This is a genomic window from Rhodococcus sp. SJ-3 (genome assembly GCF_051918125.1).
GTDB lineage: Bacteria > Actinomycetota > Actinomycetes > Mycobacteriales > Mycobacteriaceae > Rhodococcus.
In genome coordinates this window covers 1,785,004-1,801,530 of the sequence record NZ_CM123306.1, presented here as the reverse complement: position 1 = coordinate 1,801,530, position 16,527 = coordinate 1,785,004, and the positions used below count along the sequence as shown (strand labels likewise).

At 66.1% G+C, this 16,527-nt stretch carries 11 protein-coding genes; 9 read left to right on the top strand and 2 right to left on the bottom strand.

Annotated features, from left to right (window positions below):
* Positions 1-4 precede the first annotated feature (4 nt).
* Entirely contained in the window at positions 5-1,186 is a 1,182-nt protein-coding gene (locus tag ACTDXD_RS08095; protein ID WP_440126552.1) for an MFS transporter, read from the bottom strand.
* 159 nt (positions 1,187-1,345) lie between these two features.
* Here ACTDXD_RS08095 and ACTDXD_RS08090 point away from each other — a divergent pair, with 159 nt between their 5' ends.
* A complete protein-coding gene (locus tag ACTDXD_RS08090; RefSeq protein ID WP_440127585.1) occupies positions 1,346-2,707 on the top strand; it encodes an amidase in 1,362 nt (453 codons plus the stop codon).
* 12 nt (positions 2,708-2,719) lie between these two features.
* Here ACTDXD_RS08090 and ACTDXD_RS08085 read toward each other — a convergent pair whose 3' ends face one another.
* Positions 2,720-3,907, bottom strand: coding sequence for a CaiB/BaiF CoA transferase family protein (locus ACTDXD_RS08085; protein ID WP_440126551.1), 1,188 nt, complete (start codon positions 3,905-3,907; stop codon positions 2,720-2,722).
* A 233-nt stretch (positions 3,908-4,140) separates the two neighbouring features.
* On the opposite strand from ACTDXD_RS08085, the gene ACTDXD_RS08080 reads away from it, so the two are divergent.
* The 8 genes from ACTDXD_RS08080 to ACTDXD_RS08045 all read left to right on the top strand — a co-directional run bounded on the left by ACTDXD_RS08080 (position 4,141) and on the right by ACTDXD_RS08045 (position 16,519).
* The gene (locus ACTDXD_RS08080) at positions 4,141-5,811 is read left to right on the top strand and encodes a helix-turn-helix domain-containing protein (protein ID WP_440126550.1); all 1,671 of its coding nucleotides are present in this window, start codon (positions 4,141-4,143) and stop codon (positions 5,809-5,811) included.
* Positions 5,812-5,974: 163 nt separating this feature from the next.
* A complete protein-coding gene (locus ACTDXD_RS08075) occupies positions 5,975-7,414 on the top strand; it encodes a uracil-xanthine permease family protein (RefSeq protein ID WP_440126549.1) in 1,440 nt (479 codons plus the stop codon).
* Between the two features lie 87 nt (positions 7,415-7,501).
* A complete protein-coding gene (locus ACTDXD_RS08070) occupies positions 7,502-8,416 on the top strand; it encodes an FAD binding domain-containing protein (RefSeq protein ID WP_440126548.1) in 915 nt (304 codons plus the stop codon).
* Positions 8,413-9,087, top strand: a complete 675-nt coding sequence (locus ACTDXD_RS08065; protein WP_440126547.1) for a (2Fe-2S)-binding protein — start codon at positions 8,413-8,415, stop codon at positions 9,085-9,087. Before ACTDXD_RS08070 ends, ACTDXD_RS08065 begins: the two co-directional genes overlap by 4 nt.
* Positions 9,084-11,594, top strand: coding sequence for an aerobic carbon-monoxide dehydrogenase large subunit (gene cutA, locus ACTDXD_RS08060; protein ID WP_440126546.1), 2,511 nt, complete (start codon positions 9,084-9,086; stop codon positions 11,592-11,594). The genes ACTDXD_RS08065 and cutA overlap by 4 nt, the downstream gene beginning before the upstream one ends.
* Positions 11,591-12,271, top strand: coding sequence for an SRPBCC family protein (locus ACTDXD_RS08055; RefSeq protein WP_440126545.1), 681 nt, complete (start codon positions 11,591-11,593; stop codon positions 12,269-12,271). Before cutA ends, ACTDXD_RS08055 begins: the two co-directional genes overlap by 4 nt.
* Positions 12,272-12,467: 196 nt before the next feature.
* Positions 12,468-14,570, top strand: a complete 2,103-nt coding sequence (locus tag ACTDXD_RS08050; protein WP_440126544.1) for a hydantoinase/oxoprolinase family protein — start codon at positions 12,468-12,470, stop codon at positions 14,568-14,570.
* Positions 14,567-16,519 (top strand): hydantoinase B/oxoprolinase family protein, encoded by a 1,953-nt coding sequence (locus tag ACTDXD_RS08045; RefSeq protein ID WP_440126543.1) that lies wholly within the window; start codon positions 14,567-14,569, stop codon positions 16,517-16,519. The genes ACTDXD_RS08050 and ACTDXD_RS08045 overlap by 4 nt, the downstream gene beginning before the upstream one ends.
* The last annotated feature ends 8 nt before the right edge of the window (positions 16,520-16,527 follow it).

The following is a 16,527-nucleotide window of genomic DNA, read 5'->3' as shown; positions in this document are numbered from 1 at the left end:
GAGTTCACGTCCGTGCTTCGATGGGCGATCCCGTTGCGGCATGTATCCGCCCTATGGCCAGGCCCGCACACATCAACGCGGCAACTGCAGCGAAGCACACACCGAATCCCAGGTGCGGGGCAGCGAGCGAGATGACGAACGGCACCGCGAAACCGAGATAGATCAGGCAGTAGAAGACCGCCACGCTCTGCGCCAGCTCGTCGGCCGGAGCGATGTGCTCCACCGCGACGAGACCTGAGATGAGCAGGATGCCGTAGCCCGCACCGAGGAGAACAGCTGCGACGACGATCACGACGACCGCCCACAGCCCACTCGCATATGCGGTACCGGCACCCGCGGCGAACCCGAGGACTCCGATCCCGATCCCGATCCGCACCCCGAGACTCTCGTCGTGCCGGGCGATGCGTCGCGCCAAGGGCTGGATCAATGCGCCGGTGAGCAGAGTGAGCGCGGCGATCGTGCCGGTGAACGCAATGGATACTTCGCTCACCGTATCGGACACGAGCGGCGGAAGCGTCACGAAGGAGACCGTGGCACACCCGAACACCCACGGAGCCCACGGCACCACACCCCACCGGAACCGCGGGTTCGACAAGATGGACAACCGCCACGAACCCTGCACCGTGCGCGGCACGTGGTCGTCGGGCACCGACCACACCAGCACCAGGGCCACTGCCATGAGCACGATGTGCACGACATAAGCCAGCAATTCGGGCGCGGGCAGCCATTGCGCGATGAGCCCGGCGAACAGCGCTCCGCAGCCGAAGCCTGCCGACAGCGATACCGCGGCGCGACGTGCTCCCACCCCCGCACCTGCGTCAGCGCTGAGCTCCTTCATCCAGGCGGTGCCTGCGCCGAACGCCATCCCCGACGCCAGGCCCGCGAGGACCCGGCCCAGATACAGCAACCCGGGTAGCTCGGCGCCGAGGAGCAGCACCACCGACGACGCGATGCTCACCGGGACCATCGCGAGGATCACCGGACGTCGGCCGATCCGATCGGCGACCCGGCCGAAGTACAGCAGCGCGGGAATCAGCCCCAGGATGTAGGAGCCCAGCATGGCGGTGAACGACCCACTGCCCAGACCCAGATGCTCGCGGTAGACGAGCTGCATCGGAGCGAACTGATTGGCGCCCCAGCTCACCGCGAACACGGCGAACGACAGACGAGCCCACGGCGCAAACATGGACCGATCCTGTCAGGTGTCTCCCCGCGCTGACGTATCAACTGTTCACAGTGCGACCGCCGCGATCCTGTGGACACTGGACGTTGGCGGCCCGGCCCACCCGCACCTAGCGTTCACGTCCATCGGAACGAAGGAGGATGCGTGGAGACGAGCGGTCGTGTGGCGGCGGGTACCTGGGTCGGAGCGGACGCCCACACGATTGCCTGTGCGGTGCGCCGGCGAGAGACCTCGGCGCGTGCAGTCGTCGAGGAACATCTCGCGCACATCGAGGACCGCAATCCGAGGCTGAACGCACTTGTCACCGTCGCGGCCGGGCAGGCCCGGCGCGACGCGGATGTGCTCGACGACCGGATCGCGCGCGGTGAGCGGACCGGCCCGCTGTCCGGGGTCCCATTCACCGCGAAAGATCTGATCACCACAGCCGGGGTCCGCACCACGGCAGGGTCGCGCGCTCTCGCACAGAATGTGCCCTGCGCCGACGCGCCGGCTGTCGCGGCGATGAAGGCGGCGGGGGCCGTTCTGGTCGGGAAGACCAACACCCCCGAGTTCGGTACGTCCGGTCTCACCGACAACGAGCTGTTCGGACCGACGGTGAATCCTTTGGGAACCGCTGATCTGCCGCGTTCCCCGGGCGGGTCGAGTGGCGGGGAAGCGGCAGCGATCGCCTCGGACATGAGCGTGCTCGGACTGGGTACGGATTTCGGTGGATCGGTACGGTGGCCCGCGCACTGCACAGGGCTGACCTCGATCCGCCCGACCGCAGGCCGGGTATCCGGGGACGGTCAGTACCCCGGTGTGCGGTCCGGCGATCATGTGCTGGCGAATCCCCACACGGTCCACGGGCTACTCCAGACCATCGGCCCGATGGCGCGCAGCCTGAACGACGCTGCCCTCGTGCTGCGGACGGTGTCGGCGCCGCACGTCGCGTGGCTCGATCCCGCGACGGTCGACGTCGGCGAACTCGACATCACCTGGGCGCCGGGGGAGGGCACCGTGCCGGTCGCCGCAGACATCGTGGCGGCAGTGGTGGAGACGGCAGGCCGACTCCGTGCTCGTCGCTACCGCGGGTCGGCGCTGAGCGAAGGCAACGCCCTGTTCGGGAGGTTGCGTGCGACGCAGACGCACACCGACATCACGGCCCTCGCTGCTCCGGGCGAGTTCGGCGCATGTATCCAGGAGATATTGTTCGCCAAAGTATCTCCGCGCAGCATCGATGTCGAAGACCTGTGGGCTGCGCGTACCCGGCTCGTGCACAGGTTGCTCGCCGAGATGGGCGATCTGCTCGTGCTTCCGGTCGCGTCGATCGGTGCTCCCCTCCTCGGCCGTGACCGGTTCGACGTCGACGGTCGTTCCCTCACGTGGCAGGAGGCGCTGGCGAGCTGCCGCACGATCAGCGTCGTAGGCTTCCCGTCGGTGGTGGTGCCGGTGGGACAGACGAGCGACGGCATGCCGATCGGTGTGCAGCTCGTCGCCCGCCCTTTCCACGAACACATTGCGCTGGCAGCGGCAGCGACACTGTGAGGAGGCTCCGGATCAGATGACCCCGGATCGGTGAAGGGATTCGAGCTGGTCACCGGAGACCCCGAACTCGGCGAGCACCGCGTCGGTGTCTTGCCCCAGGATCATCGGCGGGGCGTTCCGAATCGGCAGCGTTTCGGAATCGACCCAGAACGGTCCGCGCATCAGGGGCAGTTCCTTACCGTCGGGCGTAGACACGTTCTGAACCATGTTCAGAGCCTGCACTTGCGGATCTGCGAACGCCTGATCGACGGAATGAACGGGACCACAGGGTATTCCGGCATCCCGCATGGCCGATACCCAGTCGGCTGCCGATCTGTGTGTCAGTAGTTCGTGAAGTTCCTTCGTGAGCCTGTCGCGGTGCTCGAGGCGGGACTTGCCGGTGGCGTACTCGGGGCGCGCCGCGAGATCGGGGTCGCCGAGTACCGAGCAGAGAGCTTCCCAATGCTTGTCGGAACCGGTTGCGATGATGATCGGATAGTCGGCGGTGTCGAAGCAGCCGTACGGGGTGATGGTCGGGTGGGTATTGCCGTTGGCTTCGGAAACCCTTCCCGTGCTGAGATAGTCCTGCGCCTGGAAGGTCATGATCGACAATGCCGATTCGATCAGTGAGGTCTGCACATGGTGGCCCTCGCCGTCGCGCGACCGAGCGACGAGCGCGGCTGTGATACCCAGTGCCGCATAGATTCCCGACACCGTATCGATGATGGGTATGCCCACTCGCATGGGTGTGTTGTCACCTGCGCCGGTGACGGACATGAGTCCTGACATGCCCTGCGCGACCTGATCGAGTCCCGGCGCGAACTGGTCGGGTCCGGTGGGCCCGAAGCCGCTGACGCTCATCACGATCACGCCGGGGTTGTCGCGTCGAAGTGATTCCTGGTCGAGCCCCATCGCGGCAAGGACTCCGGGCCGGAAGTTCTCGACGACCACATCGACCTCAGAAGCCATACGGCGAAGCAGTTCACGCCCTTCGTCGGACCGCATGTCGAGCGCGACAGAGCGTTTGCTCCGGTTCACCGATGCGAAGTACAGGCTGTCGGATCCGTCGAACGGAGGCCATTGGCGCGAACTGTCGCCCCCGCTGATGGATTCGACCTTGATGATGTCGGCGCCGAAGTCGGCGAGCAGTGACGTGCACAGGGGGCCGGCGAGGGCTCGGGACAGATCGAGAACGCGGACGCCGTGGAGTAGAGGCTTCATCGTCACGACGATGGTCGAGAGGGATGCCTCACCGCGACGGCGACAATGTACAAGTGGGTGCGTACGATTTCGGCGCAATCTGTGGCTGGTGTTCCGAAGGTCGGCGTCTAACGTCGAGGATCGACCACGCTCTTGTCGGGTGTCGGTGTTGACGGCTCCGTCCCGGGGAATCTATGGTCATGGTCTCGCGCCCGGCGGGATGGACGACTGGCAGGTGAGCGGGTGTTGCTGTGATGGTGCGGAAGACGAATGCCTCCCAGAACGGCGACTCCGGCGCCCATCGGACGACCGTCGACTCCCCTTCGTTCGCCGACGTCGTTGCATCGGGACTACTGGTCGACCCGACGGTGATCGCGGGCGACCCGGCGACCGCACGCGACATCACCGCCGTCGCCGTGATGATGCTTCCGGAGATCGGGCCGTGGTTGCGTCCGAACCAGCTTCTCGTCACCTCGACCACGGTGCTCGCGCGCCTCTCAGGAACGATCGGCGATTTCACGGCGCGGTTGGGTCGGAACAAGATCGCAGGCCTCGTGGTTCGGCTCGACGAAGGCTGTGAGCTTCCGGGCGGCATCGCGGATGAGGTCGCCTTTCCGATCGTGACGACCTCCGATGACATCGTCGCCGGACACGAGTTCGCTCAGGGCCTCGCGGAGATGGCGAAAACGCAGGTCGATTCCGTCCTGAGAGCCGATCATCTGCGCCGAGGGCTCCTCGAGATCGTGATGGCGGGCGGGGGATACAAGGCGCTTGCCGACGCTGTCGCGCAGAGGCTCGGCGGTGCGGTACTGATCACCACGCCGGACGGCCGCCAGACCTGTCGTGCCGGAGCCGACGCGGACTTCTGCTGGCTGGCGTCGACCGCTGCCCTGGACTCGACGGGCCGGGTCCGCACGGATGCCCTCGACGGCGGGCTCGGGTTGCACCGCTTCGACGACGAGTACGTGGCGATCGCAGCGATTTCGGCGAACGGCATCGACCACGGCCGTCTCGTACTGTTCTGTCCGGGAAGCACTCTCGCGTGTGAGGATCTGTACCTCGTCGAGCAGGCCGCGACGGTATGTGCGCTTGTGGTGAGCAGGGAACTGGCGGTCTCCGCAGTCGAGGAGAAACACCGCGCCAACTTCGTCCGCGACTTGTTGCGCGGGCGCGGTGGCGACCCCGAGCAGGTCATCGTGCACGCGCAGATGTTCGGCTGGAATCTCGACCGGAACATCGTGGTGGTCGCGGTCGAACCGGACGTCCTGGACGACGATGCGCCGACTGCGCCCGCGCGCCTGCCTGTCATCGAGCGGCAGGCGAGGGCCTTCGTCGGCGCTGTCGCCGGACGTGATCCAGGAGCGGCCGTGACCGCGCTCGCGACGGAGATCGTGATCGTCATGGGCGAAAGCAGCGACACCATGACGCTCGTCCACGAACTCGTCGCCCAGGTGCGCGGCGCCGGAGGCGGTGGTCGTCTGCCGTTCGGAGTGGGGGTCTCGCGGGCGGCGTCGTCGACCGTCGACCTGCCCGCGCTCTACAGCCAGGCCAGGACCGCGCTCGAGGTGGGGCGCAAGATAACCGGGGCGTGGGCCGTCACCCACTTCGACGATCTCGGTGTGTATCGGCTGCTCAGTCTCGTCGAGGACACCGACGAACTCGAGTCGTTCGCGCGGGAGACGCTCAAAGACCTCACCGACGAAACCGCAGAAGCGCAGGACATGCGTCGCACCCTCGAAGTGTTGCTCGCGACGAACATCAACATCGCAGAAACCGCGCGCCAGTTACATTTTCATTACAACACGTTACGCTATCGGGTCGCGAAGCTCGAGAAGATGTTGGGCCCGTTCACCGCGCATCCCGAGCTGCGTCTCGACCTCTCGCTCGCCCTCAAGATCATCGCGATGCGCGGGATCAATTCCTGATATTGCCAATATCTGCCGTCCCGCACTGGCAGATTGTTCCCATCCTCGAACGTCCCCACTCAATTAACGTTTGCGCCTATCCGGGTGCATGTGTGAGCGGCAACACAACCGTAACAATCCACGTCGACTCTCTTGGCACCACACTCTGCCTGAAAGGTCCGCCATGGCCATATGGACGTTGCACGGAGACGGAAAGACCATCGAACCGGGAGGGGTGGTCGCACCGAACGAAAGGCTGAGCTGGGGCCGCACCATCGGGCTCGGCGGTCAGCACGTGGTGTCGATGTTCGGTGCCACCTTCGTCTTCCCGATCATCATGGGCCTCAATCCGCAGCTTGCGGTGATGCTTTCAGGGTTCTGTACGTTGTTCTTCCTGCTCGTCGTCAAGGGCCGCATCCCCAGCTATCTCGGGACCTCGGCGGCATTCGTCGGCGGCATCGCGGCGATCCACGCGCAGGGCGGCACCAGTGCGGAAGTCACGGGCGCGATCATGGTGTCGGGTCTGGTGCTCGCGGCGATCGGCGTCGCGATCCACTTCCTCGGTGGTTCGGTGGTGTTCAAGGTTCTGCCGCCGGTCGTCACCGGCGCGGTCGTCATGCTCATCGGATTCAATCTGGCTCCGGTCGTGGCGGGCACTTATTGGCCGCAGGATCAGTGGGTGGCGCTGATCGTGATGATCGTGCTCGTCATTTCCAGCGTCGTCCTCCGCGGTTTCCTCGGCCGGGTCGCGATCTTCCTGTCGTTGCTGTTCGGCTACGCGCTGTCGTGGGTGCTCGACCTGGTCACCGGACCGATCACCTCGTACGACGCGACTGCTGACGCGGTGACCGAGCACTTCCGGGTCAACTGGGACGGTGTCGCGTCGGCATCGTGGTTCGGGCTGCCGCCGTTCACCGACGAAGCGAACGGCATCGTCGGCATCCACGCGCCGTCGTTCAGCCTCACGTTCATCGTGCTCGTCCTGCCCGGGGTGATCGCCCTGATCGCGGAGAACGCCGGCCACGTCAAGGCCGTCGCGGAGATCACGAAGACCGACCTCGATCCGATGATGGGGCGCGCGCTCGCCGCGGACGGCCTCGCCACCGCCATGGCCACGGGCGTCGGCGGCTCGCCGACCACCACCTATGCGGAGAACATCGGTGTCATGGCAGCGACGAGGGTGTACTCGACCGCCGCCTACGCCGCGGCAGGCGTGATCGCGCTGCTGCTCGGGTTCTCCCCGAAGTTCGGTGCCGTCATCTCGGCGACACCGGGTGGAGTACTGGGCGGTATCACCGTCGTTCTCTACGGCATCATCGGCCTGCTCGGCGCCAAGATCTGGAAGGAGAACGGCGTGGACTTCGGTAATCCGATCAACCTCATGCCCGTCGCCGCGGGCCTGATCATCGCGATCGGCGACACGTCACTGCAGTTCACCGACACCTTCTCGCTCAGCGGCATCGCGCTCGGCACCATCGTCGTCATCGTGCTCTACCACGTGTGCCGCGCGATCGCGCCGAAGGACAACCCGGATGACACCGATGACGGTATGGGCCTGCATCGCGAACCGGACGCAGATCCGGACGGCGGCACCGCGAGGAGCCGAGTCGAACAGCCGGCGTGACCACTATTACTTTTGACAGAGCGAGAGCGTGAGCGTTGTCACTTCTTCACGACACACCGATCACACGATGCGGGCAGGATCTACAGAATGAAACCGTCGCCACTCACTTATCACCGGCCCCGGTCGATCGACGAGGCCTGCGAAATCCTTGCGCGGGTTGCCCCTGAGGGCAAGGTGCTCGCCGGTGGTCAGTCGCTGGTTCCGCTGCTGTCGATGCGGCTCGCCGCGCCCGCACACGTCGTGGACATCGGGTCCATACCGCGCTTCGCCGCGGTGACGGCTTCGCCGGAGCTCGGTGTCACGTTCGACGCCCTGGCGACACACAGCGTGCTCGAATCCGACCCGGGGGCGGCGGCAGTCCAGCCGCTCCTCGGCCGGGCACTGCGGCTGGTTGCGCACCCGACCATCCGTAACCGCGGCACCACGGTGGGGTCCATCGTCCACGCCGATCCTTCCGCGGAGATGCCGGCCGTGCTGGCGTTGCTGGGTGGCACACTCACGGCACGATCGGTGCGCGGGGTCCGGGAGATCGAGGCCGACGCCCTGTTCGCCGGTCCGCTCGAATCCACTCTCGAGCCCGACGAGATCGCGACAAGCGTCACGGTGCCATCTGCCCGCCCCGGCGTCGGCACCGCGATCGACGAGATCGCCCGCCGCCACGGCGATTACGCCCTCGTCGGGGTGGTGGCACAGGTGAAGGTCGAAGACGGCCTCGTCGTGGGCGCTCGGATGACCTATGTGTCCGCCGGGGAACTCGGGCAGGTCGTCGACTACAGCGACGCCCTGAGCGGAGCATCGGCAACGGACGACCGCGATCCCCAGTGGCAGCAACTCGCGGAGGTCGCACGCGAGAACGTCGAGACCGACGCCGATATCCACGCGACCGCCCGCTACCGGTCGCAGCTGGTCGCGGCACTGACCGCACGAGTCGGCTTCGCCGCCGCACAGGACGCCGCACACGACGGGATCAGAATGCCGATGCCGACAGGAGGAATGTCATGACGAGCACGATGCCGCGTGGAAGCCGAGGCCGCGCGCCGGAACGCACACTCGACGAACAGGTGAGCGAGCTGGAGGCCGAGACCGGCGAACAACACGTCGCGGTGACGTTCACGCTGAACTCGGTGACACAGACGGTGGTGCTGCCGTCACGGACGCTCGCCTCCGACGCGATCCGGCACCACCTGCGCCAGACCGGCACCCACGTCGGATGCGAGCACGGCGTGTGCGGAGCGTGCACGGTCCTGCTCGACGGCAAGCCCGTGCGCTCGTGCCTCGTGTTCGCGGCGAGCCTCGAAGGGCGTTCGGTGACGACGGTCGAAGGACTCGTCGAACCCGACGGCACGCTGCACCCCGTGCAACAGGCATTCATCGACTGCCACGGTCTGCAATGCGGCTTCTGCACACCGGGTTTCGTCACCACCATCGCCGCGTACCTCGAGGAGAATCCCTCGCCCACCCGGGAAGAGGCGACCGAGGCGATCGCGGGCAACCTCTGCCGGTGCACGGGATACCAGAACATTCGGGCAGCGGTGCTGCGCGCCGCGGAGATCACCAGGGAACGCGCAGGCGGCTCACCGCTCGGACCCGACGACGACGCGGCGCGCGCGTCACTCGACGACAAGGTCCGCGGCACCACCGGCCCGGTAGGTGGAAAGGCAGGACGAGCATGACGAGCACCACCGACGCTTCGACCGGCACGGCCCCGGAGCTGGCGCCGCACGGCGTCGACAGTGTCGGGGAGTCGGGTAGGTCGTTCGGCACCCCGATCCCGCGCAGCGAGGACCGCAGACTGCTCAGCGGCGAGGGCCGGTACCTCGACGACCTGGGGCGAGGCGCCCTCATCGCAGCGTTCGTCAGATCACCGCACGCCCATGCCCGTATCACCGGCATCGACATCGACGCAGCCCTCGAGGTGCCCGGGGTGCACGCTATCTACACATACGACGATCTCGTCGACGACGGACCGCAGATGGCGGAGAATCTGCCGCTGCTGATTCCGCATCCGGCGATCACCGCCCCTCGCAACGGGTATCCGCTCGCGAAGGACGAAGTCAATCATGTCGGCGAAGCCATCGCCATGGTGGTCGCCGACAACCGATACATCGCAGAGGACGCGTGCGCCCTCATCGACGTCACCTACGAGACACTGCCCGAGGTCGTGGGCATCGACGTGTCCCGCCGCGCTGAGCGCAGCGTCCACCCCGATGTGCCCGACAACGTCGCCGCACACCTGCAACACGGATTCGGCGACGTCGACGCAGAACTCGCGGCCGCACCGCACCGTCTGACGCTGAACCTCGAGATCGAGCGGTCCGCCTCGATGCCCATGGAAGGCAAAGGTGTCTACGCGCGCTGGGACGACGACGAGAAGGCCCTGACCTTCTGGACTTCCACACAGACTTCGACTTCCGCACGCGCCGCGATCGCCGCGCGGCTCGGCATGGCGCACAACAAGGTGCATTGCATCGCCCCCGACGTCGGCGGCGGCTTCGGCGTGAAGATCGTGCACCCGTGGCCCGAAGAAGTGATGGTGACGTGGGCTGCTCGCAGGCTCGGCCAGGCAGGCATCTCCAACGAGGTGAAATGGGTCGAAGACCGTCGTGAACACTTCATCTCGAGCGCGCACGAGCGCGGACAGCTGCACGAGGTCACCGTCGGGTTCGATGACGAGGGACGGCTGCTGGCCTTCGATTTCTCCATCTGGCACGACAACGGCGCCTACCTGCCGTACGGCATCATCGTGATCCTCAACACCTCCACTCAGGTGCTCGGCCCGTACAAGCCGAAATCGTTCCGGGTGGATGCCTATTCGCTGTACACCAATACCGTCATCGTCACTCCGTATCGAGGTGCAGGCCGGCCGCAGGGTGTGTTCGCGATGGAACGATCGATGGATGCGATCGCGAAGTACCTGGGCAAGGACGTCATCGCGGTGCGGGAGGCCAACCTCATCCGGCCCGAGGAGATGCCGTACGACTTCCACCTCACCTTCCAGGACGGTCGCCCGCTCATCTACGACACCGGCAACTACCAGGCCGGCATCGACAAGCTCAAGGAACTCATCGACTGGGACGGTTTCGCCGAGTACAAATTGCAGGCGAAGGCCGAAGGACGCACCGTCGGAATCGGTATCGGCGCCTACGTCGAAGGAACCGGCCCCGGGCCGTACGAGGGCGCGCATGTGCTCGTCGAGACGTCGGGCAAGGTGAAGGCTGCGACCGGCCTGACCACCCAAGGCCAGGGTCACCAGACGTCGTTCGCGCAGATCGTCGCCGACGATCTCGGCGTTGCCGTGTCGGATGTCGAGATCGTGACCGGTGATACTCGCCGGTTCGGATATGCGGTAGGCACTTTCGCGTCGCGCGGCGCGGTGATGTCCGGCTCGGCGTTCCACGTGGCGGCACAGATGGTTGCCGAGAAGGCGAAGAAGATCGCCGCCGAGCACTTGCACATCGACCCTGCGAATCTCGAGCTGCGCGGCGGGCACGTGTGCGTCCTCGGCACCGAACCCGGGGCGGAGGGCACATCGATCCCGCTCGGAGTCGTCGCGGTGCTGTCCAATCCGTTGCGTTACGCGTTCGACGACGCCTCCCGGCAGGCAACAGGTTTCGCCAAGGCCGATACCGATATGACGGTGCCACCCGTCCGCGAAGGAGAGCAGCCCGGACTCGAGGCCACCGGATACTATTCGCCGCCCACCTCGACGTTCGCGTCGGGTATACACGCGGCGATCGTCGAAACCGACCCCGTCACCGCGGAGATCCATGTGCGGAAGTATGCGGTGGTGCACGACTGCGGCAACGTGATCAACCCGCGGATCGTCGAAGGCCAGGTGATCGGTGCAGTGGCCCAGGGCATCGGCGGCGCACTGTACGAGCGGATCGTCTACGACGAGCACGGCCAGATGCTCAACGCGTCCTACATGGACTTCCTGATGCCGTTCGTCACCGAGATGCCGGACTCACTCGAGATGGATCACACGGTGACTCCGTCCGCACTCAACCCCCTCGGAATGAAGGGCGCGGGGGAAGCGGGCGTGATCCCGACGTCGGCCGTCATCGCCGCCGCGATCGAGGACGCGGAGGGCATCCCGATCACGTCCATGCCGATTTCCCCCTCGGAGTTGTTCGAGCTGCGTCTGACTCACGCGGCAACCCGGAGCAAGGAGAACGAATGAGAATCGCCGGTACCGCGCAACTGCTGGCACCGCCGGAGGTCGTGTACGACAGCCTGCAGGACGGCCGTGTTCTCGCGGCCACCATCCCCGGTGTGCAGTCGCTCGAACAGGTCAGCGACAACCACTACAAGCTGTCCATCACCGCGGGGGTGGCGTCGATCAAAGGCACCTACGACGGTGAAGTCGTTCTTTCCCAGCAGAACAGGCCCGACTCGTTCGTGATGACCGCATCGGGTTCGGGTGCGCCGGGAACGGTCAAGGCCGATGTGACGGTCAGACTCGAAGAGCGTGACGGCGGCACCGTCCTGAGTTACGACGCCGATGCAGTCGTGGGCGGCATGGTCGGTGGCGTGGGCCAGCGGATGATCACCGGTGTCGCGAAGAAGATGGCGGGGGTGTTCTTCAACGGCATCGACGGAGTGATCGCCAACGGCATCCCGGAACCCGCAGCGGGCGGATCCGTTGCCGATACCGCGCCCGCCGGAACCGTGAGCGCAGGCGCCGAGAGCGTAGGAGCGGTGGTTGCCGCGGCCGGGGGCGCCCCGATGCCGGTGGCTGCCGCGTCGCAGCACACGGCTGCCGGTATGCCGGTTGCCACTGTCCTGGTCTCGGCCGCGGTGGGTGCGGGTATCGCGCTCGCCGGTGTCGTGCTGGGCGGGATTCTCGCCCGAAGGTAGGGCTGCGCGACACGAACGGAAATCGGCACCCCGGGCCTGCTGGCCCGGGGTGCCGTCGTCTGTACAGCGGCCGATGCAGAACCCCCAACAATCCGGAGAGAGTTCGGCGAAATGTGACAAAGAAACAGCGTCGCGCAGCGGGTGGAATGGCAACAAGCGTCAGGGAAGAACCGGCGAGACGAACCCAGGAGGAAGCGTGGGATCCAGGAAGATTCGGGTCGGTATCGATACCGGCGGAACATTCACCGACATCGTGGCAGTGGACGACGAGTCCGGTGCGATCGTCACGACGAAAACCCCGTCGACCCCGGCAGACCCGGCGGTGGGATTTCTCGCCGGCATCGAGAAGGTGCTCGCGAAACTCGGTGAGACCGGCGACGCGATCGGAGCCGTCAGCCACGGCACCACCGTTGCGACCAACAAGCTGCTCGAAGGCAAGGTCGGCCACCTCGGATTCATCACTACCGAGGGCTACGAACACGTACTCGAGATCGCCCGCCAGTCCGTCCCCGACGGCTACGGCAACTCCTATTTCTGGGTCAAGCCCGACCGCATCGTGCCTGCCGACCGGGTCAAGACCGTCGGAGGTCGACTCAACTTCGAAGGCAAGGAGATCCGCCCGCTCGACGAGGACGATGTCCGTGCCGCCGCCCGGTTCTTCCGGGAGAGCGATGTGCGCACCATCGGCGTGTGCCTGATGCACTCGTACGCGAACCCGGACCACGAGCGCCGCGTTCAGGAAATTCTGCTCGACGAGTATCCCGAGGCGACGGTGAGCATCTCGAGCGAGGTGCTGCGCGAGTACCGTGAGTACGAGCGGTCCATCACGACGCTTGTCGATGCCTCCGTCAAGCCCAATATCCGCAGCTACGTCGGCAACATCGCGAATCGCCTGCGCGAGTTCTCCTCGCTCGACGGCGAATCACGCGACATTCCGTTCTACGTGATGAAGTCGAATGGCGGTGTGCTGTCGGCGAAAGAGGTTGTGAATCAGCCGATCACAACCGTCCTGTCCGGTCCCGCTGCCGGTGCGCTCGGAGCGGCGCTCATCGCGGGTGTCGCGGGAGTCGATCAGGTGCTCACATGCGATGGCGGCGGCACCTCCACCGACGTCACCGTGGTGGTCGGCGGCGAGCCCGCTCTGACCACCGAGGGCCGGGTCGGCGTGTACCCGTCGAAGATCCCGATGATCGACGTGGTCACCGTCGGTGCCGGTGGCGGTTCGATCGCGTGGATGACTCCGGAAGGCACCCTCCGTGTGGGCCCGCAGTCGGCAGGCGCCGATCCCGGCCCGTTGTGCTACGGAAAAGGTGGCGACGAGCCGACCATCACCGACGCGCACGTGCTGCTCGGCCGCATTCCGCCCCACCTGCTCGGCGGCGAGATCCCCCTCGACACCGAACTCGCCCGCAAGGGTGTCGAAGAGCTCGCCCACCGGCTTGGGCTCGAATTCGAAGCCTGCGCCACGGGCATCCTCGAAGTATCGGCGTGGAACCAGGCCAATGCGTTGCGGCAGGTCACCGTCAAGCGGGGGCTCGACGTCCGAGACTTCACGCTCGTCACCTTCGGCGGTTCCGGCTCGTTGCTCGCGTGCCGGCTCATCGACATCCTCGGTCTCAAGGATGTCCTGGTCCCGCTCAATCCCGGCAACGTCTCGGCGTTCGGCCTGCTCACTGTCGACGTCCGCAACGACTACGTGCAGACGCACGTGAGCAGGCACGACCGGTTGCAGGTCGCCGAGCTGCAGACCGGACTCGACGCGCTCGCGGTGGAAGCCGAGCGCGCGCTCGCCGATGAAGGTTTCGCTCCCGACGAGCGTCGCTACGCACGCTCGGCAGACCTCCGGTACCTCGGACAGGCCTTCGAGGTGCGAGTACCGCTCGGCGACGGGCCGGTCACCCAGGAGCTGATGGACGAGGCAGCCGCACGGTTCCACGAGGCCCACCGGGAACTCTACGGATACGACTTCTGTGGCGATCCGCACCAGCATGTGGAGTGGGTCAATCTCCGGGTCAGTGGTATCGGGCCCATCAAGCGTCCCGAATTGAAGGAGATCGCCGCAGGCCGCGGCGCCCACGTCGCGATCACCGGCACCCGCGAGGCGTACTTCGACGAGTGGGTCACCACCGAGGTGTACGACCGGACCCTGCTCGGTGCAGGCGACGAGCTGGACGGGCCCGCCGTGATCGAGGAGTTCAGCTCCACCATTCCCGTCCACCCCGGATTCCGCGCGCGCGTCGACGCGTTCGGGAACATCCGCATCACCAAGACGTCCGACTCGAACGGAGCGAACCGATGACCGCGATCCTCGATTCCGCCGCAGCCCAGGCGGCGAAACCCTATCGGCTGACCGACGCCGGGGGAGCAGCACCCGATCCGGTGCTCGTGGAGATCGTCGCCGGCTACCTCGCGAGTGTCGAGATGGAAGTGGAGACCTCCATCTCGCGGACCTCACGGTCGCCGATGATCCGCGACGCCCACGATTTCCGCGCAGGAATCCACGACCGGAACCTCCGCAAGCTCACCGGCCGTTCGTATTCGGCGCTCGTGCACCCCGTCGCGCGCGACTTCCCGCTCGACACCATGAAGCCCGGCGACGTGTTCTTCCACAACGACGTCTACCTGTCCGAAGGTGGCATCGGCCATCTGCCGGACCTGTGCGTCACGGTGCCGGTGTTCGCAACCCGCCCCGGTGAAACGGAACCGACGGTCGTTGCGTTCGTGCAGGCGTTCGGCCACCACGACGACATCGGTGGTTGCTGCCCGGGATCGATGCCGTCGGGTGCGACCACGGTGTTCGAAGAGGGCCTGATGGTTCCGCCGATCAAGTTGTGGGACCAGGGTGTTCCCAACGAGGCAGCGCTGCGCATCATGACCCGCAACTCGCGGACACCCGACGCGCTGGCCGCGGACCTCGACGCCGAATGCTCCGCGTGCCTCATGGGTGCGCGGCGTCTCACGGAACTGTTCGAGCGGTACGGCGTGGAGACCGTCGAGTCCTGCTTCGACGCGATGATGGACGCCACTACGGAGACCTACCGTCGCGAGATCCTCAGCAAGATCCCGAAGGGTGAATACACCTGGGAGGACTACGCCGAGCATGACGGCGTGGACGAGCCGATGCTGCACGTTCAGCGGATCACCCTGACGAAGACGGGGCCGGAGGACGAGGGCGGGGAACGCCTGATCCTCGACTTCAACGGCACCGGTCCACAGGCGAAGGGACCGATCAACCACTGCGGCGACTACGCCGACGGCAACTTCCTCATCAAGTGGCTGGCCCCGATCCTCCGCAATCTGGCGGACACCCCGGAACGCATGGCCGAACTCGACGTCAATGAGGGCGTCGTGCCGTTGATCGAGATGAAGTTCCCCGAAAAGGGCACGCTCATCACGCCGATCTTCCCGGCGCCTACCAATGCCCGCACATTCGTGATCCTGCGTCTGCTCGGTGTGCTGGCCGGTGTGGTTGCGAAGGCCGTCGACGGCAACATGCCCGCCGACCAGGAGACCATCCGATACACCGGTGTGTACGGCGAGGACTTCGAGGGCCACTCGTACCTCATGCGTGAGGTACTGGGCGGTGGCTCCGGTGGACGCAACTACGCGGACGGCGAGGACACCATCCATGTGGTTCCCGACTCGCGCAATCTGCCGACGGAGTTCACCGAGAGCCGGTTCCCATTCATCGTCGAAAAGCTGGGTCTGGCCGTCGATTCCGGTGGAGCGGGTCGGTACCGCGGCGGCCTGGGATACGAGAAGCACATCCGGATGCTCAAGGACGCGCACTTCATGTCCATCGCCGACCGATCGATTCTGTCGTGCTGGGGAGTCAAGGGCGGTAAGGCGGGGCGACCGTTCTCGGTGGTGCTGAATCCTGGCGCCCCCGACGAACGCGAATTCGACGCGCTCACCGACGCCGAGCCCATCAAGGCAGGCGAAGTGGTCCGGATTCGCACCACTGGTGGCGGCGGTTGGGGCGACCCGCTCGACCGGCCCGTTGACGAGGTGGTACGAGATGTGCTGTGGCGCAAGGTGTCGGTAGACGGAGCGCGTGCCGATTACGGTGTCGTCCTGAAGGATGCCCCCGTCGACGCGCCGGTCGCGGACATCTCGGCAACCGAGGCATTGCGCGAGCAGATGCGCTCGGAGCGCGCTGCGGAGGAGCCGTTCTTCGATCGTGGTCCCGGTTACGAAAGGCTCTCCGGGGGAGCCAAGTTCGCCGAGTACGACTTCATCGGGAACTGACTCGTGGT

Bases quoted from the DNA above. Each gene is read 5' to 3' on its own strand.
- ACTDXD_RS08095 (WP_440126552.1), bottom strand. From the start codon at position 1,186: ATGTTTGCGCCGTGGGCTCGTCTGTCGTTCGCCGTGTTCGCGGTGAGC.
- ACTDXD_RS08085 (WP_440126551.1), bottom strand. From the start codon at position 3,907: ATGAAGCCTCTACTCCACGGCGTCCGCGTTCTCGATCTGTCCCGAGCC.
- ACTDXD_RS08080 (WP_440126550.1), top strand. From the start codon at position 4,141: ATGGTGCGGAAGACGAATGCCTCCCAGAACGGCGACTCCGGCGCCCAT.
- ACTDXD_RS08075 (WP_440126549.1), top strand. From the start codon at position 5,975: ATGGCCATATGGACGTTGCACGGAGACGGAAAGACCATCGAACCGGGA.
- ACTDXD_RS08070 (WP_440126548.1), top strand. From the start codon at position 7,502: ATGAAACCGTCGCCACTCACTTATCACCGGCCCCGGTCGATCGACGAG.
- ACTDXD_RS08065 (WP_440126547.1), top strand. From the start codon at position 8,413: ATGACGAGCACGATGCCGCGTGGAAGCCGAGGCCGCGCGCCGGAACGC.
- cutA (WP_440126546.1), top strand. From the start codon at position 9,084: ATGACGAGCACCACCGACGCTTCGACCGGCACGGCCCCGGAGCTGGCG.
- ACTDXD_RS08055 (WP_440126545.1), top strand. From the start codon at position 11,591: ATGAGAATCGCCGGTACCGCGCAACTGCTGGCACCGCCGGAGGTCGTG.
- ACTDXD_RS08045 (WP_440126543.1), top strand. From the start codon at position 14,567: ATGACCGCGATCCTCGATTCCGCCGCAGCCCAGGCGGCGAAACCCTAT.